This is a genomic window from Rhizobacter koreensis (genome assembly GCF_013366375.1).
Lineage (GTDB): Bacteria > Pseudomonadota > Gammaproteobacteria > Burkholderiales > Burkholderiaceae_C > Schlegelella_A > Schlegelella_A koreensis.
This window is the reverse complement of the sequence record NZ_JABWMJ010000009.1, coordinates 78,741-96,733: the sequence shown is the minus strand read 5'-3', so window position 1 is coordinate 96,733 and position 17,993 is coordinate 78,741. Positions and strand designations below refer to the sequence as shown.

The following is a 17,993-nucleotide window of genomic DNA, read 5'->3' as shown; positions in this document are numbered from 1 at the left end:
GCGATGGAGACGCTTTGAACAATCAGTGGTTTTCGAAGGTGGCAGTCTGGCTCGTGATCGCGCTGGTGCTGTTCACCGTGTTCAAGCAGTTCGAGCGCACCGGGGCGCAGAGCGGCATGCTGGGCTACTCGGACTTCCTCGAGGAGGTGCGCAACAAGCGCATCAAGCAGGTCGAGCTGAAGGAAGGCGCCGGCGGCAGCACCGAGATCAGGGCCAAGCGCAACGACGACACCGAGGTGCGCACCACCGCGACCTACCTCGATCGCGGCCTCGTGGGCGACCTGATCAACAACAACGTCAAGTTCGACGTCAAGCCGCGCGAGGAGCCTTCGTTCCTGCTCTCGATCCTGGCGTCGTGGGGGCCGATCCTGTTGCTGATCGGCGTCTGGATCTACTTCATGCGGCAGATGCAGGGCGGCGGGAAGGGCGGCGCGTTCAGCTTCGGCAAGTCGAAGGCGCGCATGCTCGACGAGGCCAACAACACCACGACCTTCGCCGACGTCGCCGGCTGCGACGAGGCCAAGGAAGAGGTGAAGGAACTCGTCGACTTTCTCAAGGACCCGCAGAAGTTCCAGAAGCTCGGCGGCCGCATCCCGCGCGGCGTGCTTCTGGTCGGCCCTCCGGGCACCGGCAAGACGCTGCTCGCCAAGGCGATCGCCGGTGAAGCCAAGGTGCCGTTCTTCTCGATCTCGGGTTCCGACTTCGTCGAGATGTTCGTCGGTGTCGGCGCAGCGCGCGTGCGCGACATGTTCGAGCAGGCCAAGAAGAGCGCGCCCTGCATCATCTTCGTCGACGAAATCGACGCGGTGGGGCGTCATCGCGGTGCCGGCCTCGGCGGCGGCAACGACGAGCGCGAGCAGACGCTCAACCAGATGCTGGTCGAGATGGACGGCTTCGAGACCAACACCGGCGTCATCGTGATGGCCGCGACCAACCGTCCCGACATCCTCGACCCGGCGCTGCTGCGCCCGGGCCGCTTCGACCGCCAGGTCTACGTGACGCTGCCCGACGTGCGCGGCCGCGAGCAGATCCTCAACGTGCACATGCGCAAGGTGCCGGTCGGCCAGGACATTCGCGCCGATATCCTGGCGCGCGGCACCCCGGGCTTCTCGGGCGCTGACCTCGCCAACCTGGTCAACGAGGCGGCTCTCTTCGCCGCGCGCCGCAACGGCCGCGTGGTCGAGATGGTCGACTTCGAGCGCGCCAAGGACAAGATCATGATGGGCCCCGAGCGGAAGTCCATGATCATGCCCGAGGAGGAGCGCCGCAATACCGCCTACCACGAGGCCGGTCACGCGCTCGTCGCGCGCCTGATGCCCAAGACCGATCCGGTCCACAAGGTCACCGTGATCCCGCGCGGCCGCGCCCTCGGCGTGACGATGCAGCTGCCCGAGAACGACCGCTACAGCCTCGACAAGGAGCGCATGCTGTCGACGATCTCGGTGCTGTTCGGCGGCCGCATCGCCGAGGAGGTGTTCATGAACCAGATGACCACCGGCGCCAGCAACGACTTCGAGCGCGCGACGCAGATCGCCCGCGACATGGTCACGCGCTACGGCATGACCGACGAGCTCGGCCCGATGGTCTATGCCGAGAACGAGGGCGAGGTCTTCCTCGGCCGTTCGGTCACCAAGCACGTGAACGTCTCCGAGCAGACGATGCAGAAGGTCGACTCGGTGATCCGCCGGATCATCGACGAGCAGTACGGCATCGCGCGTCGCCTGATCGAGGAGAACAAGGACAAGATGCACGCGATGGCCGCGGCGCTGCTCGAGTACGAGACCATCGACTCGGATCAGATCGACGACATCATGGCCGGCAAGTCGCCGCGGCCGCCGAAGGACTGGACGCCGCCGACCAGCAAGCCCACGCCGAGCACGCCTCCGGCGACCTCGGGCAGCGCGCCGGCTGCCGCCTGATCGGCACCGGCGAGAACGGAACGGGGCTGCGGCCCCGTTTTTTTTTTTGGGCGCCATCGTGGCTTTGCGGCCCGCGGTGATGATCCGCTCCCGATGAGTCACTGGCAGACCACTCGCTTTCGCATCAACCTGGCCGAGCCGCGGGTGATGGGCATCGTCAACGTGACGCCCGACTCGTTTTCCGACGGCGGCCTGCACGCGAACGCCGACGCGGCGCGTGCGGCCTGCGATCGCCTCGTCGCCGAAGGCGCCGACGTCCTCGACGTCGGCGGCGAGTCCACGCGGCCCGGCGCCGCACCGCTGCCGGTGGGCGACGAACTCGACCGCGTCCTCCCGGTGCTGCGCCACGCGCTCACCCTCGGCTGCCCCGTATCGATCGACACCCGCAACCCGGCGGTGATGCAGGCGGCCCTCGACCTCGGCGTCGACATCGTCAACGACATCGATGCGCTGCGCGCCCCCGGTGCGCTCGAGGTCGTCGCCGGGCACCCGAGCTGCGGCGTCTGCCTGATGCACATGCAGGGCGACCCGCGCTCGATGCAGCTCGCGCCGAGCTATGTCGACGTCGTTCGCGAGGTGGGCGCGTTCCTGCGCGAGCGCCTCGCGGCGCTCGTCGAGCGCGGCGTCGTCGCCGAGCGTGTCGTGCTCGATCCGGGCATCGGCTTCGGCAAGACCGCCGAGCACAACCTCGAACTGCTGCGCCGCCAGCGCGAACTGCTCGGGCTCGGCCGACCGCTGCTGCTCGGCTGGTCGCGCAAGTCGACGCTGGGCCTGCTCACCGGCCGCCCGGCGCCGGAGCGCGTTGCTGCCAGCGTCGCCGCCGCGCTCGCCGCCGTCGAGCGCGGCGCCCGCATCGTCCGCGTCCACGACGTCGCCGCCACCGTCGATGCGCTGCGCGTGTGGAAAGCGGCCGGGCTGCCGAAAGGCGGCGCCTGACGGTCGGCGTGGCGGCGGGTGGCCGGACCGTGCCGACCGATAATCGCGCCCGCAGACGAGAGGCGCGATGAGCAGAACGTATTTCGGGACCGATGGCATCCGCGGCACGGTCGGCCAGGCGCCGATCACGCCGGACTTCATGTTGCGCCTCGGCCATGCCGTGGGGCGCGTGCTCAAACGGACCGATCCGCGTCCGACGGTGCTGATCGGCAAGGACACGCGGATCTCGGGCTACATGATCGAGTCGGCGCTCGAAGCGGGCTTCGCGTCGGCCGGCGTCGACGTGCTGCTCACCGGACCGTTGCCGACGCCGGGCGTCGCGTATCTCACGCGCGCGCTGCGACTCGACCTCGGCGTCGTGATCAGCGCCTCGCACAACCCGTACGACGACAACGGCATCAAGTTCTTCTCGGCGCGCGGCGAGAAGCTGCCCGACACCTGGGAGCGCGACGTCGAGGCCGCTCTCGGCGCCAACCCGGCGTGGGTGGCGTCCGCCGGGCTCGGCCGGGCGCGCCGGCTCGACGACGCGCAGGGCCGCTACATCGAGTTCTGCAAGGCGACCTTCGACCCCGAGCTCTCGCTCAAGGGGCTGAAGATCGTGGTCGACGCGGCGCACGGCGCGGCGTACCAGGTGGCGCCGAACGTGTTCCACGAGCTCGGCGCCGATGTGGTGTCGATCGGCTGCAGCCCCGACGGCACCAACATCAACGCCGGCTTCGGTGCCACGGCGCCCGGCGCGCTGATCGCCGCGGTCGAGGCCAACCAAGCTGACTACGGCGTCGCGCTCGACGGCGACGCCGACCGCCTGCAGCTCGTCGATCGCAGCGGCCGCCTCTACAACGGCGACGAACTGCTCTACCTGATGGTGATCGACCGTCTGGCACGGGGCGAGGCGGTGCCGGGCGCGGTCGGCACCCTGATGACCAACATGGCCGTCGAGCTCGCGCTGACGACGCGCGGCGTCGCCTTCGTGCGCGCCAAGGTGGGCGACCGCTACGTGCTCGAGGAGCTCGCCGCGCGCGGATGGCTGCTCGGCGGCGAAGGCTCCGGCCACCTGCTCGCGCTCGACAAGCACACCACCGGCGACGGCATCGTCAGCGCGCTCGGCGTCTTCGAGGCGGTGAGCCGCGCCGGTCGCCCGATCGCCGAGCTGCTGCGCGACGTCGAGCTGTTCCCGCAGACGCTGATCAACGTGCGGCTCGCGGCGGCCGGCGCCGACTGGCGCAGCGACCCGCGCGTGGCCGAGGCCGAGGCCGAGGCCGAGCGCGACCTGCGGGGCGAGGGCCGCATCCTGATCCGCCCCTCGGGCACCGAGCCGGTGGTGCGCGTGATGGTCGAGGCCAAGGACCCGCTGCTGTCGCGCCGCTGCGCCGAGCGCATCGCCAACGCGATCGGCTGACGCGCCGCGGCGGCGCTGGAGAGACCTCGGTCGGCGCGCCGCCCCGGCGCGTCGGTGGCTCGACTGGCCCACCCGGGCCGAGCGCTGCCGCAAGCCCGCCCCAAACGGCGTCGGCACCCGCTGGACAAGTGCAAGGTCAGTCGACCTCTGTCACGGCCGCGTCACGAAGCGTTCCTAAGCTTCTTGCGTTCCATACGACGCAAAGGCTCACGTGCAAACGCTTCCCCAGATCGCGTCCGCAGGCGCGGACGAAGACTCGAACACTTCGAACAACCCGACCTTCGACGCCGTGCTGCAGGCGCGGCTTTCGCGCCGCGGCCTGCTGCGCGGCAGCTTCGGCGGCGCGGCGAGCGCGCTGCTGGGCGGCGCCGCTCTCGCCGGCTGCGGCGGATCGGGCGACGACGACACGGCGCCGAGCTCGACCGAGCCGCGCCTCGGCTTTGCCGCGGTGTCCAAGAGCCTCGCCGATGCGGTGATCGTGCCGGCCGGCTACAGCGCGAGCGTCGTCTATGCGCTCGGCGATCCGCTGACGGGGAACGCGCGACCGTACGCCAACGACGGCTCGGACAGCGACATGGAGAGCCGCGGCGGCGATCACCATGACGGCATGGAGTGGTTCGGGCTCTCCGGCGACGGGCAGCGCTCCACCACCGCCAGCGACCGCGGTCTGCTCGCGATCAATCACGAGGCGACGACGAACGAATCCCTGTCGTCGTTCTTCCTGCACCCGAACGGCGGCAGCTCGACGCGACCGCGCCCGGCGGCCGAGGTCGACAAGGAGGTCGCTGTGCACGGCATCGCGGTCGTCGAGGTGCGGCGCGCCGACCGGCGCTGGGCCACCGTGCCCAACTCGTCGCTCAACCGGCGGCTGACGCCGCTCACCGACGTCGACATCGCCGGGCCGGCGCGCGGCAACCGTCTGCTCGTCACCGCGTTCTCGCCGACCGGCACGCGGACCCGCGGCACGCTGAACAACTGCGGCACCGGTCGCACGCCGTGGGGCACCTTCCTCAGCGGCGAGGAGAACTGGGCGGGCTACTTCGCGCGCGGTGCCGCCGACGACGCGGCGCGAGGCAACGACAAGAGCGTGACCGCGCTGCGGCGCTATGGCCGTGCCCAGGGCGCGACCTCGCGGCATGGCTGGGAGAGCGCCGGCAGCGATGATCGCTACCGGCGCTGGAACATCAGCCGCAGCGGCACGTCGGCCGACGGCAGCGACGACTACCGCAACGAGATGAACGGCTTCGGGTACATCGTCGAGCTCGACCCCTACGACAAGGCAAAGTCTGCCAAGAAGCGCACCGCGCTCGGTCGTTTCGCGCACGAGTCGGCGTCGTTCGGCGTGCCGGTCGCCGGTCGGCCGCTCGCCGTCTACATGGGCGACGATTCGCAGGGCGAGTACATCTACAAATTCGTGTCCGCGGCGGCCTGGAACCCGGCGGACGCGAACCGTCCCGCGGCCGGCGACACCTACCTCGATGCCGGCACGCTCTACGTCGCGGCGTTCGGGGCTGACGGCAGCGGGCGCTGGCTCGAGCTGTCGATGAGCAATCCCGCCGTCGCCAACTACGCCGGCTACCCGTTTGCCGATCAGGCCGACGTGCTGGTCAACGCGCGCCTGGCGGCCGACGCGGTCGGCGCGACCAAGATGGACCGCCCCGAGTGGTCGAGCGTGAACCCGGCCAACGGCGAGATCTACCTCACGCTGACCAACAACAGCAACCGGCGGGTCGAGCCGGCGAGCGCGAGCCAGTTCGCCCCCGACGCGGCCAACCCGCGCGTGTACACCGACGTGCGCGGCAGCTCGACCACGCAGACGGGCAACCCGAACGGCCACGTGCTGCGCATGAAGGAGGGCGCCGCGGGCTCGAGCGCGACCACGTTCACCTGGGACGTCTATCTGTTCGGCGCCGAGGCGAGCGCCGCGCCGGGGTCGGTGAACCTCTCGAAGCTCACCGAGGACCAGGACTTCTCGAGCCCCGACGGACTGGTGTTCAGCCGCTCGACGGGGATCTGCTGGCTGCAGACCGACGACGGCGCGTACACCGACACCACGAACTGCATGATGCTCGCGGCGCTGCCGGGGCAGGTGGGCGACGGCACCAAGACCACGCTGAGCTACCCGCGCAGCGCCGGCGGCACGCTCAGCGTCGACACCTACGTCGGCAAGAGCCCCGGTCCGGACGCGCTCAAGCGCTTCCTGGTCGGCCCGGTCGGCTGCGAGATCACCGGCCTTGCCGAGACGCCGGACGGGCGCGCGATCTTCGTGAACATCCAGCACCCGGGCGAGACGACCGCGGCGGCGAACGTGGGCGACCCGTCGCGCTACACGAGCCAGTGGCCGGCCAACGCCGGCTACGGCGCGGGCCGGCGGCCGCGCTCGGCGACGATCGTGATCACCCGCGACGACGGCGGCCCGATCGGCACCTGAGGCCGAACCGCGGCGGCGTGACCGGCAGCGTGCTTGTCACGCTGTTGTCACACAGCGTTCCTACAGTGCGGCCTGAAGGCGACGAGTCGCCGCCACGCACGACCCAAGAGACGAAAGGCAAACGATGAACAAGACCACGCTGCGCGCCCTGGTGGCGCCGGTTCTCGCCGGGCTACTTTCCGCGCCCGCCCTCGCGCAGGACGTCACCGGCGCCGGCGCGAGCTTCCCCGCCCCCGTGTACGCCGCCTGGGCCGACGCCTACAACAAGGCGACCGGCGCGCGGGTGAACTACCAGTCGGTCGGCTCGGGTGCCGGCCTGCAGCAGATCCGCGCCAAGACGGTCGATTTCGGCGCGTCGGACATGCCGCTCGCGGACGACGTGCTCGCCAAGGACGGGCTGATGCAGTTCCCGACGGTGATCGGCGGCGTGGTGCCGGTCGTCAACATCCGCGGCATCGCGCCGGGCCAGTTGCGCCTGACCGGGCAGGTGCTCGGCGACATCTACCTCGGCAAGATCACGAAGTGGAACGACGCGGCGCTCACCGCTCTGAACCCCGGCGTCGCGCTGCCCGATGCGGCGATCGCGCCGGTGCGCCGCGCCGACTCGTCGGGCACCTCGTTCATCTTCACGAACTATCTCTCGAAGGTGAACGCCGAGTGGAAGGCGAAGGTCGGCGAGGGCACCGCGGTCAACTGGCCGGTCGGTGCCGGCGGCAAGGGCAACGAGGGCGTGTCGGCGTTCGTGCAGCGCCTGCCGAACTCGATCGGCTACGTCGAGTACGCCTACGCCAAGCAGAACAAGATGACGCACACGCTGCTGCGCAACCGCGACGGCGCGTTCGTGCCGCCCGACGGCGACAACTTCAAGGCCGCCGCGGCGGGCGCCGACTGGTCGAAGACGTTCTTCCACGTCCTCACCGAGCAGCCCGGCAAGGATGCGTGGCCGATCAGCGGCGCGACCTTCATCCTGATGCACAAGAACCAGGCCGACCCTGCGAAGGGCGCCGCGGCGCTCAAGTTCTTCGACTGGGCCTATGCCAACGGCGACAAGACCGCCGACAGCCTCGAGTACGTGCCGCTGCCCGCCGGCGTCAAGGACCTCGTCCGCAAGGCGTGGGGCGCCAACCTCAAGGACGCCGCCGGCAAGTCGCTTGCGCTGAAGTAACCGCTGCGCGCGCGACGCCCCGCGGCAGCCGCTGCGGGGCGTCGGCGCGTCCGAAGACCGACACCATCGCCCATCGCGAGCCGCGGGAGACTCTCGAACGTGACCGCTACACTGCAGGCCGCTCCGCTGGAGGCATCACGCATGAACCGGATCGAACCGGACTTGCGCCAGCCGCTGCGCCGCTCCCGCGTGAGTCCCTGGCCCGACCGGGTGTTCGCGTTGTCTGCGCACGGCGCGGCCTGGCTCACGCTCGCGCTGCTCGCCGGCATCCTGATTTCGCTGTTCGTCGGCGCCGTTCCCGCATTGCGCGAGTTCGGCCTCGGCTTCCTCTGGACGAGCGAGTGGGATCCGGTGCAGAACCGCTACGGCGGGCTCGTGATGATCTACGGCACGCTGGTCACGTCGCTGATCGCGCTCGTGATCGCCGTGCCGGTGAGTTTCGGCATTGCCCTGTTCCTCACCGAGCTCTCGCCGGCGTGGCTCAAGCGCCCGCTCGGCACCGCGATCGAGCTGCTCGCCGCGATCCCGTCGATCGTCTACGGCATGTGGGGCCTGCTGATCTTCAGCCCGATCCTCGCCCGGTACGTGCAGCAGCCGCTGCAGTCCGCCACGCGCGGCGTGCCCGGGCTCGAGTCGCTGTTCAGCGGCCCGCCGGTCGGCATCGGGCTGCTCGCCGCCGGGATCATCCTGGCGATCATGATCATCCCGTTCATCGCGTCGGTGATGCGCGACGTGTTCGAGGTGACGCCTGCGCTGCTCAAGGAGTCGGCGTACGCGCTCGGCAGCACGACCTGGGAAGTGGTCTGGAAGGTGGTGCTGCCTTACACCAAGACCGGCGTCGTCGGCGGGATCATGCTCGGGCTCGGCCGCGCCATCGGCGAGACGATGGCGGTCACGTTCATCATCGGCAACATGAACCAGCTGAGCTCGGCGTCGCTGTTCGAGCCCGGCAACAGCATCACGTCGGCGCTCGCCAACGAGTTCGCCGAGGCGGCGCCGGGGCTGCATCAGGCGTCGTTGTTCTATCTGGGGCTCGTGCTGTTCGCGATCACGTTCATCGTGCTCGCGGTCTCGAAGCTGCTGCTCGAGCGGCTGCGCCGGCGCGAAGGGACGCGGGCATGAGCGCCGACCTCGCGGCGCCCGGGTCGAGCGGGGTGCCGGCGAAGGCGTCGCTCGGCGCCGAGCGCATGCGCATGCACGCGCGCCGCAAGCGCGTCAACGTGATCGCGTTGACGCTGGCCTTGCTGGCGATGGCATTCGGCCTGTTCTGGCTGATCTGGATCCTCGTCGAGACGGTGCGGCTCGGCTTCGGCGGCTTGTCGCTCGCGCTGTTCACCGAGATGACGCCGCCGCCGCTGGCCGCGAGCGGAGGGCTCGCGAACGCGATCTTCGGCTCGCTGGTGATGGTGTGCCTCGCGACCGCGATCGGCACGCCGATCGGCGTCCTCGCCGGCATCTATCTCGCCGAATACGGTCGCGGGCGTCCGCTCGGCAGCGTGACCCGCTTCATCAACGACATCCTGCTGTCGGCGCCGTCCATCGTGATCGGGCTCTTCGTCTACGCGACGGTGGTGGCGCCGATGCGCGGCTTCTCGGCGCTCGCCGGTGCGTGCGCGCTCGCGCTCATCGTCATTCCGGTGGTGGTCCGTACCACCGAGAACATGCTGGCGTTAATTCCGCACTCGCTGCGCGAGGCCGCGTACGCGCTCGGCACCCCGAAGTGGAAGGTGATCATGCTGGTCACGTTGAAGGCGGCGCGCGCCGGCGTCATCACCGGCGTGCTGCTCGCCTTCGCGCGCATCGCCGGCGAGACCGCGCCGCTGCTGTTCACCGCGCTCTCGAACCAGTTCTGGACCAGCGACCTGGCGCAGCCGACCGCGAGTCTGCCGGTCACCATCTTCAAGTTCGCGATGAGCCCCTACGAGAACTGGCAGCAGCTCGCCTGGGCGGGCGTCTTCCTGATCACGCTCGGCGTGCTCGTCCTCAACATCATCGCGCGCGCGTTCCTGCGCCGGCGCAACTGAGCCATGGATATCGCCTTCGCACCCCGCCCGGCCGCCGACTCGGGCAGCGCGGCCAAGCCCGTCGATGCGGCGAGCGCCGCCGGCACCACGCCCGCCAAGCTCGCCGTGCGCGACCTCAACTTCTACTACGGCGGGTTTCACGCCCTCAAGCGCATCACGCTCGACATCCCCGCGCAGAAGGTGACCGCCTTCATCGGACCGTCGGGCTGCGGCAAGTCGACGCTGCTGCGCACCTTCAACCGCATGTTCGAGCTCTACCCCGAGCAGCGCGCCACCGGCGAGGTGCTGCTCGACGGCGAGAACATCCTCGCGCAGAGCCAGGACGTCGCGCTGCTGCGCGCCAAGGTCGGCATGGTGTTCCAGAAGCCGACACCGTTCCCGATGTCGATCTACGACAACATCGCGTTCGGCGTGCGCCTCTTCGAGAAGCTCGCCCGCGCCGAGATGGACGAGCGTGTCGAGTGGGCGCTGCGCCAGGCCGCACTCTGGGACGAGGTGAAGGACAAGCTCGGGCAGAGCGGTTCGGGCTTGTCGGGCGGCCAGCAGCAGCGCCTGTGCATCGCGCGCGGCATCGCGATCAAGCCCGAGGTGCTGCTGCTCGACGAGCCGAGCTCCGCGCTCGACCCCATCTCGACCGGCAAGATCGAGGAACTCGTCGGCGAGCTCAAGCGCGACTACACGGTCGTCATCGTCACCCACAACATGCAGCAGGCCGCGCGCTGCTCGGACTACACCGCCTACATGTACCTGGGCGACCTGATCGAGTTCGGCCCCACGTCCGACGTCTTCATGCACCCGCGCAGGAAGGAGACGGAGGACTACATCACCGGACGCTTCGGATGACGCGCCGCTAACAGACACGAGGAGATCCCCATGGCCGACAAGCATCTGTCCACTCAGTTCGACACCGAGCTCAGCGGCATCTCGACGCGCGTGCTCGAAATGGGAGGCATGGTCGAGTCGCAGGTCGCGCGCGCCGTCTACGCGCTGACCCATTTCAGCCCCGAGGTCGCAGCCGAGGTGCTGACAGTCGAGGAGCGCGTCAACGCGACCGAGGTCGAGATCGACCGCGACCTCTCGACCATCATCGCGCGGCGCCAGCCGACGGCGCGCGACCTGCGCCTCCTGATCGCGATCTCCAAGACGATCGCCAACCTCGAGCGCGTCGGCGACGAGGCCGCGCGCATCGCACGCACCGTGCAGCGCCTCGTCGACTCGGGCATCTCGAGCCGGCTGCGCCTGCCGGTGAACGACCTCGCCCACGAGTCGGAGCTGGCGGTGGGTCAGCTGCGCAAGGCGCTCGACGCGTTCGCGCGGCTCGACGTCGAGCGCGCGGTCGAGGTGCTGAAGAAGGACGACCTGATCGACCAGGAGTTCGAGGGTCTGGTCAGGAAGCTGGTCACCTTCATGATGGAGGACCCGCGCACGATCTCGTCGAGCATCGACATCATCTTCGTCGCCAAGGCGATCGAGCGGGTCGGCGACCACGCGAAGAACCTGGCCGAGCAGATCATCTACATCGTCAAGGGAACCGACGTGCGGCATCACGCGATCGGCTCGCTCGAGTCGCTGGTGCGCTGATGCGACGCGAGGACACTCCGTGAGCGAGGTGCTGGTCGTCGAGGACGAGCCGGCGATCGCGCAGCTGCTCGCGCTCAACCTGCGCCACGGCGGCCACGACGTGCGCGTGAGTGCCGATGCCGAGTCGGCGCGCGACAGCGTGGCCGGCGCGCTGCCCGACCTCGTGCTGCTCGACTGGATGCTGCCGGGGCAGTCCGGCATCTCGCTGCTGCGCCACTGGCGCGCCGACTCGCGCACGCGCGAGCTGCCGATCATCATGCTGACCGCGCGCGCCGACGAGGCCGACCTGATCGCGGGACTGGACGCGGGGGCGGACGATTACCTCACGAAGCCGTTCTCGTCGAACGAGCTGCTTGCGCGCATCCGCTCGGTGCTGCGGCGGCGTGCGCCGGAAGCACTCGACAGCCGGGTCGAGCTCGGCGGCCTCGTCATCGATCCGGCTTCGCGCAAGGTCTCGCGCGACGGTCAGGAAAGCTCGCTCGGCGCGACCGAGGCCCGCCTGCTGCACTTCCTGATGACGCACCCCGAGCGCGTGCACAGCCGGTCGCAGCTGCTCGACCGCGTGTGGGGCGACCACGTGTTCATCGAGGAGCGCACCGTCGACGTGCACGTCAAGCGCCTGCGCGACGTGCTCGCACCGCTCGACGCGCAGCACCTGATCGAGACCGTCCGGGGCGTCGGCTACCGCTTCAGCGCGAACGCGGTGCCGGTCTCGCGCGAGCGCGCCGGACGCTAGCGGTCGATGGCGCGGCCATGCTGACGCGCATCGTCGTCGCGATCTGCGCGACGGCAGGCGCCGGTGCGCTGGCGGTATGGCTCGGCGCCGGCATCGGCATGTCGCTCGTCGCCGGGGCGCTGGCGGCCGGTGCGCTGGCGGCGGGCGACGCGTGGCGTGGTCGGCGCGTCGCCCGCTGGTTGCACGAGCCGGGTGGACGCCCGGCGCCGCGCGTCGGCGGCCTCTGGAGCGAGATCGCGTATCGCGCCGAGCGCGCGCTGCGCGAGTCGCAGCAGGCCGCGCATGCCGAACGCAATCGGCTCGACCAGTTCCTGGCCGCGATCGACGCCTCGCCGAACGGCGTGCTGCTGCTCGACACGCTCGATCAGATCGCGTGGTGCAACGCCAAGGCGGCCGACCACTTCGGCATCGACCCGGCGCGCGACCGTCTGCAGCCGGTAACCAATCTCATCCGCATACCGGCGTTCGTCGCCCACCTGCATGGCGGGCGCCTCGACGAGCCGGTGCTGCTGCGCAACCCCGCCGGCGCGGCGACGCTCTCGGTGACGGTACGACCATTCGACGTCGGCATGAAGCTCGTCCTCTCGCATGACGTGACCGCGCACGAGCGCGCCGAGTCGATGCGGCGCGACTTCGTCGCCAATGTGTCGCACGAGATCCGCACGCCGCTGACGGTACTTGCCGGGTTCGTCGATTCGATGCGCAAGCTCCCGCTCAGCGACGCCGAGCGCCAGCAGATGCTGACGTTGATGGCGCAGCAGACCGATCGCATGGGCGCGCTGGTGGGCGACCTGCTGACGCTGGCGCGCCTCGACGGCAGCCCGCGCCCGCCCCCCGATGCCTGGTTCGCGCTCGATGCGCTGCTCGGCGCGGTCGAGATCGACGCACTCGCGCTCTCGGCGGGCCGACACACGATCGCGTTCCCGCCGGTCACCGACGTGCGCATCGCGGGTAGCGAAGCCGAGCTGCGCAGCGCGCTCGGCAATCTGGTGAGCAACGCGGTGCGTTACACGCCCGAGGGCGGTCGCATCGACGTCGACTGGACGTTCGATGCCGAGCACGGCGGCGTGCTCGGCGTGCGCGACACCGGCATCGGCGTGGCACGCGAGCACCTCGGGCGCCTGACGGAGCGCTTCTATCGCGTCGACGGCGGCCGCTCGCGCGACTCGGGCGGCACCGGGCTCGGCCTCGCGATCGTCAAGCACGTGGCGCAGCGCCACGGTGGCACGCTCGACATCGCGAGCCAGCTCGGCCGCGGATCGACCTTCCGCATCGTGCTGCCGCCGGCGCGGGTGCGTGTGGGCAACGCAGCGGGATCGAGCGCAGGCCCCCGGCTCGCCGACGCGCTGGTCGGGCGCTGAGCGGCCGCGGTCAGCCGCTCCTCGCGGCGCCGCCGCGGCTAAGAACTGGCGACCGCGCCGGCCGCCGTGTCGGCGCGCCGATAGATCGTCGTGCTGTCGGTGTCGCGCCGGTTGCGTCGCTCGCGGCCGAGCAGCTGCCAGCCGGGTTGCGGCGCCGGCGCATCGCGCAGGCTCTCCTCGATGAGGAGAAAGCGGCAGCGCGACGCCGCCGCCGCCGGCGTCGATGCATCCACCCGATAGCGACCGAGGTATTCGAGGGCGGCGACCTGCGCGCGCGACATCCCGGGCGCGGCGACGCACGACTCGGGCGGCACCCAGCGCGCGATGCGCTGCACCTGCGAGCGGTAGCTGCGCGCGTTGTCGAGCGGGGCGAGCAGCAGAGTCATCACCAGCGTCCAGCAGAGCGCGACGCCGCCGGCAGGCAGCACCATGCTCTTCCAGAGCGGGTGACGCTGGCGCCCCGCACGCCAGGCGACGAGGCCGACCCAGGCCAGCGTCGCCGCCAGCGCGAACAGCAGCGCCGGCGCCGAGAAGTCGGTCGAGAAGCCGGGCGAAAGGCGCGCGATGTTGCGCGCCGGCTTGGCCGGCACGCCGACCTGGATCGACGCGTAGATGACCCAGGCCGTCGCGGCCGCGATCGAGAAGAAGAACACCGAGAACCAGTCGATCGCAGCCGACGCGCTGCGCTGCAGCGTCGGCAGCGCGAAAGCGGCGAGCACCGCGAACGCGGGCAGGGCGAGCATCAGCACGCGGTCGGCGCCGCCCATGAAGAGCCACACCGCGACGAAGAACGCCGCGACCACCGAAGGCACCGCGATGTGAAGGCTGGCCCAGCGGCTGCGCCAGCGCCAGAGCGTCCACAGCACCAGCGGCCAGGCCGGCCAGGTGAACCAGAAGAAGCCCCGCCACGCCGACGCCAGATCGGCCAGGTCGTCGAGAGCGTCGAGCCGCCAGTCCCAGGCCCCGAGCAGGGTCGCGACGCCTGCCGCGAGCAGCGTCGAGGCGGCGAGCCACGGCGCCAGCCGCTTCAGGCTGCCGGCGTGCGAGGCGAGGGCGAGCAGCACGCCGACGACGCCGAGCGCGACGCCGACGCTCGGCGCGCCGCTCGCCGCGAGCATCGGCAGCGCCAGCAGCGCGGCTGCACGCGAGCGTGCCGGCCGCGCCGGCGCGGCGGCGAGCGCGTAGAGGAAGACGCCGACTGCGACCAGCTGGGCGAGCTCGGGCGTCGTCTCGTGGCCCAGCTGCAAGAGGCCCAGCGAGGCGATCAGGGCGAGCAGCGCGCCGTCGGCGATCGCTCGCGCGTAGTCCACCGGTGCCGCCTCGCCGCCGAACGCGAACGGCAGCGGCTGCGCGGCCTCGCTGCGCGCCAGGTGGTACGTGACGTACCACGTGAGCACGAGCGCAAGCGTGAGCAGGATCGCGAACGGCAGGCGTGCCGCGAAGGCAGGATCGACCCAGCCGCCGAACAGCTTGATGAAGACCGCTCCGATCCAGTAGGGCAGCAGCGTGCCGTCGGACGGCAGCCCGCCGATGGTCGGCGCGAGCCACGACGTGCGGCCGTTCGCGATGCCCGCCATGTAGCCGAACGCCGTGATGTCGGCGGCCTTCCACGGATCGCGCCCGAACAGGCCCGGCAGCACGTATGCGGCGGTGAACAGCCAGAGCGCGATGCGCGGCATCGCACGGGCGTCGCGCTCGCTGACGAGCGCGGGGTTGGGTGAGTTCACGGGCAGGGGCAGGCGAAGGCGCGGGGCACGCGGGATGATGCAGCATCGCGCCAGCGGTTCAGCCGGGCGAGCGGGCCGGCTCGGAGTAGGCGAGCATGGCGCGCCGCGGTTGCGCGATGGCAGCGGCGCGCCACGCCGTCTGCGAGCCCAAGCCGATGCGCGAGCACTCGGCACGCGCGCTGCAGAAACGACGAAGGGCAGCCGAAGCTGCCCTTTTCCGGACGGCGGCAGCCGCGCTGCCGTCGAACTCGCCGCATCCGCGCGGCGTCGCGATCCGTCTTACTTCTTCGCGCTGAGGTGGGCGAACTTGTTGCGGAACTTCTCGACGCGGCCGCCGAGCGAGTCGACGCTCTTTTGCGTGCCGGTGTAGAACGGATGCGACTCGCTCGTGGTCTCGAGCTTGTAGAGCGGCAGTTCGCGGCCGTCTTCCATCTTGATGGTGTCGCGGGTCTGCGCGGTCGAGCGCGTCACGAACTTGAAACCATTGGACAAGTCCTGGAAGCAGACGTCGCGATACCCGGGGTGGATGCCTTCTTTCATGGGAAGCCTTTTCGCTGTGAAGTGGGAGCCACGCCCCGTGCCGGGCGCACTTTCCTGGATTGCGGGGAACCGCGGATTGTAGCCTGCGACGGGGTCGGCGCCTTTATAGGGCTACACGGGGCGCTGCGAGCTGTGGAGTCTGAGACGCACCTCCACGGTTCGCCTTGCAAGGCGAACCGGTAGGCGAGGCGAATGCGAGTCCGCAGGGACTCGCATTCGTCCACGCCTACCCACCTCTTCTCATCATGTCGAAGAAGTCGAGGTTGTTCTTGGTGGCCTTCATCTTCTCGAGGATGAACTCCATCGCCTCGATCTCGTCCATGGAGTAGAGGAGCTTGCGCAGGATCCAGCTCTTTTGCAGGATCTCGGGCTTGAGGAGCAGCTCCTCGCGGCGGGTGCCGGACTTGTTGAGCAGGATCGACGGGTAGACGCGCTTTTCGGACATGCGGCGGTCGAGGTGGATCTCGCAGTTGCCGGTGCCCTTGAATTCCTCGTAGATCACCTCGTCCATGCGGCTGCCGGTCTCGACGAGGGCGGTGCCGATGATGGTGAGCGAGCCGCCTTCCTCGATGTTGCGGGCGGCGCCGAAGAAGCGCTTCGGGCGCTGCAGCGCGTTGGCGTCGACGCCGCCGGTCAGCACCTTGCCCGACGACGGCAGCACGTTGTTGTAGGCGCGCGCAAGGCGGGTGATCGAGTCGAGCAGGATCACGACGTCCTTCTTCAGCTCGACGAGGCGCTTGGCGCGCTCGATCACCATTTCGGCGACCTGGACGTGGCGCGCGGCCGGCTCGTCGAAGGTCGAGCTGATGACCTCGCCGCGCACGGTGCGCTGCATCTCGGTCACTTCCTCGGGCCGCTCGTCGACGAGCAGCACGATGAGGTAGATGTCGGGGTGATTGGCAATCAGCGCATGCGCCAGGTTCTGCATCATCACCGTCTTGCCGCTCTTGGGCGGCGAGACGAGCAGGGCGCGCTGGCCTTTGCCGATCGGGGCGATCAGGTCGATGATCCGACTCGTGATGTTCTCGTCGCCCTTGATGTCGCGTTCGAGCCTGAACTGCTCCTTCGGGAACAGTGGGGTCAGGTTCTCGAACATGATCTTGTGCTTGCTCTCCTCGGGAGTCAGGCCGTTGATCTTGTCGACCTTGACGAGCGCGAAGTAACGCTCGCCGTCCTTCGGCACACGCACTTCGCCCTCGACGGCATCGCCGGTGTGCAGGTTGAAGCGACGCACCTGGCTCGGGCTCAGGTAGATGTCGTCGGTCGACGCCATGTAGCTCGCGTCGGGCGAACGCAGGAAGCCGAAGCCGTCGGGCAGCACCTCGAGCACGCCGTCGCCGAAGACCTGCTCGCCTGCCTTGGCGCGCTTCTTCATGATCGCGAACATCAGCTCCTGCTTGCGCATGCGAGCGACGTTGTCGATCTCCAGCGCCTCGCCCATCTTGATGAGTTCGGAGACGTGGTTGAGCTTCAGTTCGGAAAGATGCATGAAGAGAACACCCAGGTGACGGATGTGACCAGAGAGACCGTGCCTCGGGGCGAGGCGGCCGTGGCGGAAACGCCAGGGAAAATCGGCAGCGCGGAAACTTCGCGGGCTGTGACGACGAACGCTGGAGGGGTGCCGGAGCGCGGGTCCGGCGCAGTCGGCGCGCCCTTCAGCAGGTGCAGCCGGCCGCGCGTTGCGCTGGCGGTGTGTCGAGCGGCGCGCCCCGATCGCCGGGACGCAACGCAATGCCGCCGATTATAGGTGACTGTCGAGGAACGCGGTCAACTGGGCCTTGGAAAGGGCGCCGACCTTGGTGGCGGCGATCTGGCCGTCCTTGAAGAGCATCAGGGTCGGGATGCCGCGCACCCCGAACTTGGCCGCGAGCGCCTGGTTGTCGTCGACGTTCAGCTTGGCGATCTGCAGACGCCCTTCATAGTCCTTCGACACGTCGTCGAGGATCGGCGCGATCATCTTGCACGGGCCGCACCACTCGGCCCAGTAGTCGACCAGCACCGGCTGCTCCGCCTTCAGCACGTCGCTTTCGAACGACGCTTCGGTGGTGTGCTTGATCAGGTCGCTGCTCATGGTCTTGGTCCTTGGGCGTGCGGCGCGGGGGCATGCGTCGCAGGGCAAAATGATTCTGACACATGTGCCTCGGGCACGTTCCCTGCGCCGTCCGCGGTTCCCT

15 protein-coding genes are annotated in these 17,993 nt (G+C 69.8%); 11 read left to right on the top strand and 4 right to left on the bottom strand.

Annotation, left to right across the window (positions count from 1 at the left end):
- Positions 1-14 precede the first annotated feature (14 nt).
- The 11 genes from ftsH (at position 15) to phoR (ending at position 13,552) form a co-directional block, all read left to right on the top strand.
- Positions 15-1,919, top strand: a complete 1,905-nt coding sequence (gene ftsH, locus HQN59_RS18455) for an ATP-dependent zinc metalloprotease FtsH (protein ID WP_176070598.1) — start codon at positions 15-17, stop codon at positions 1,917-1,919.
- A gap of 93 nt (positions 1,920-2,012) precedes the next feature.
- A complete protein-coding gene (folP, locus tag HQN59_RS18450) occupies positions 2,013-2,855 on the top strand; it encodes a dihydropteroate synthase (RefSeq protein WP_176070597.1) in 843 nt (280 codons plus the stop codon).
- 67 nt (positions 2,856-2,922) lie between these two features.
- Entirely contained in the window at positions 2,923-4,254 is a 1,332-nt protein-coding gene (gene glmM, locus HQN59_RS18445) for a phosphoglucosamine mutase (protein WP_176070596.1), read from the top strand.
- A gap of 211 nt (positions 4,255-4,465) precedes the next feature.
- Positions 4,466-6,685: an alkaline phosphatase PhoX gene (locus tag HQN59_RS18440; RefSeq protein WP_176070595.1), complete on the top strand. Its 2,220-nt coding sequence runs from the start codon at positions 4,466-4,468 to the stop codon at positions 6,683-6,685.
- Positions 6,686-6,809: 124 nt separating this feature from the next.
- Positions 6,810-7,850 (top strand): phosphate ABC transporter substrate-binding protein PstS, encoded by a 1,041-nt coding sequence (pstS, locus tag HQN59_RS18435; RefSeq protein WP_176070594.1) that lies wholly within the window; start codon positions 6,810-6,812, stop codon positions 7,848-7,850.
- 141 nt (positions 7,851-7,991) lie between these two features.
- Positions 7,992-8,972: a phosphate ABC transporter permease PstC gene (pstC, locus tag HQN59_RS18430; protein WP_176070593.1), complete on the top strand. Its 981-nt coding sequence runs from the start codon at positions 7,992-7,994 to the stop codon at positions 8,970-8,972.
- Entirely contained in the window at positions 8,969-9,874 is a 906-nt protein-coding gene (pstA, locus tag HQN59_RS18425; RefSeq protein WP_176070592.1) for a phosphate ABC transporter permease PstA, read from the top strand. Before pstC ends, pstA begins: the two co-directional genes overlap by 4 nt.
- A 3-nt stretch (positions 9,875-9,877) precedes the next feature.
- Positions 9,878-10,717: a phosphate ABC transporter ATP-binding protein PstB gene (gene pstB, locus HQN59_RS18420; protein WP_176070591.1), complete on the top strand. Its 840-nt coding sequence runs from the start codon at positions 9,878-9,880 to the stop codon at positions 10,715-10,717.
- Between the two features lie 30 nt (positions 10,718-10,747).
- On the top strand, positions 10,748-11,455 hold the full coding sequence (phoU, locus tag HQN59_RS18415; protein ID WP_176070590.1) for a phosphate signaling complex protein PhoU: 708 nt from the start codon (positions 10,748-10,750) through the stop codon (positions 11,453-11,455).
- Positions 11,456-11,474: 19 nt separating this feature from the next.
- Entirely contained in the window at positions 11,475-12,191 is a 717-nt protein-coding gene (gene phoB / locus HQN59_RS18410; protein ID WP_176070589.1) for a phosphate regulon transcriptional regulator PhoB, read from the top strand.
- A gap of 17 nt (positions 12,192-12,208) precedes the next feature.
- Positions 12,209-13,552 (top strand): phosphate regulon sensor histidine kinase PhoR, encoded by a 1,344-nt coding sequence (phoR, locus tag HQN59_RS18405; RefSeq protein ID WP_176070588.1) that lies wholly within the window; start codon positions 12,209-12,211, stop codon positions 13,550-13,552.
- A gap of 38 nt (positions 13,553-13,590) precedes the next feature.
- Here phoR and HQN59_RS18400 read toward each other — a convergent pair whose 3' ends face one another.
- The 4 genes from HQN59_RS18400 to trxA all read right to left on the bottom strand — a co-directional run bounded on the left by HQN59_RS18400 (position 13,591) and on the right by trxA (position 17,890).
- Complete coding sequence (locus tag HQN59_RS18400; RefSeq protein ID WP_176070587.1) at positions 13,591-15,279, bottom strand: hypothetical protein; 1,689 nt, start codon at positions 15,277-15,279, stop codon at positions 13,591-13,593.
- A gap of 279 nt (positions 15,280-15,558) precedes the next feature.
- A complete protein-coding gene (locus HQN59_RS18395; RefSeq protein ID WP_176070586.1) occupies positions 15,559-15,819 on the bottom strand; it encodes a type B 50S ribosomal protein L31 in 261 nt (86 codons plus the stop codon).
- Positions 15,820-16,045: 226 nt separating this feature from the next.
- On the bottom strand, positions 16,046-17,308 hold the full coding sequence (gene rho / locus HQN59_RS18390; protein WP_176070585.1) for a transcription termination factor Rho: 1,263 nt from the start codon (positions 17,306-17,308) through the stop codon (positions 16,046-16,048).
- Positions 17,309-17,560: 252 nt separating this feature from the next.
- Positions 17,561-17,890 (bottom strand): thioredoxin TrxA, encoded by a 330-nt coding sequence (gene trxA, locus HQN59_RS18385; RefSeq protein WP_176070584.1) that lies wholly within the window; start codon positions 17,888-17,890, stop codon positions 17,561-17,563.
- Positions 17,891-17,993: the final 103 nt, after the last annotated feature.

Excerpts from the sequence above, each read along its gene's own strand:
- folP (WP_176070597.1), top strand. The coding sequence starts at position 2,013 with ATGAGTCACTGGCAGACCACTCGCTTTCGCATCAACCTGGCCGAGCCG.
- glmM (WP_176070596.1), top strand. The coding sequence starts at position 2,923 with ATGAGCAGAACGTATTTCGGGACCGATGGCATCCGCGGCACGGTCGGC.
- pstS (WP_176070594.1), top strand. The coding sequence starts at position 6,810 with ATGAACAAGACCACGCTGCGCGCCCTGGTGGCGCCGGTTCTCGCCGGG.
- pstC (WP_176070593.1), top strand. The coding sequence starts at position 7,992 with ATGAACCGGATCGAACCGGACTTGCGCCAGCCGCTGCGCCGCTCCCGC.
- pstA (WP_176070592.1), top strand. The coding sequence starts at position 8,969 with ATGAGCGCCGACCTCGCGGCGCCCGGGTCGAGCGGGGTGCCGGCGAAG.
- pstB (WP_176070591.1), top strand. The coding sequence starts at position 9,878 with ATGGATATCGCCTTCGCACCCCGCCCGGCCGCCGACTCGGGCAGCGCG.
- phoU (WP_176070590.1), top strand. The coding sequence starts at position 10,748 with ATGGCCGACAAGCATCTGTCCACTCAGTTCGACACCGAGCTCAGCGGC.
- phoR (WP_176070588.1), top strand. The coding sequence starts at position 12,209 with ATGCTGACGCGCATCGTCGTCGCGATCTGCGCGACGGCAGGCGCCGGT.
- HQN59_RS18395 (WP_176070586.1), bottom strand. The coding sequence starts at position 15,819 with ATGAAAGAAGGCATCCACCCCGGGTATCGCGACGTCTGCTTCCAGGAC.
- rho (WP_176070585.1), bottom strand. The coding sequence starts at position 17,308 with ATGCATCTTTCCGAACTGAAGCTCAACCACGTCTCCGAACTCATCAAG.
- trxA (WP_176070584.1), bottom strand. The coding sequence starts at position 17,890 with ATGAGCAGCGACCTGATCAAGCACACCACCGAAGCGTCGTTCGAAAGC.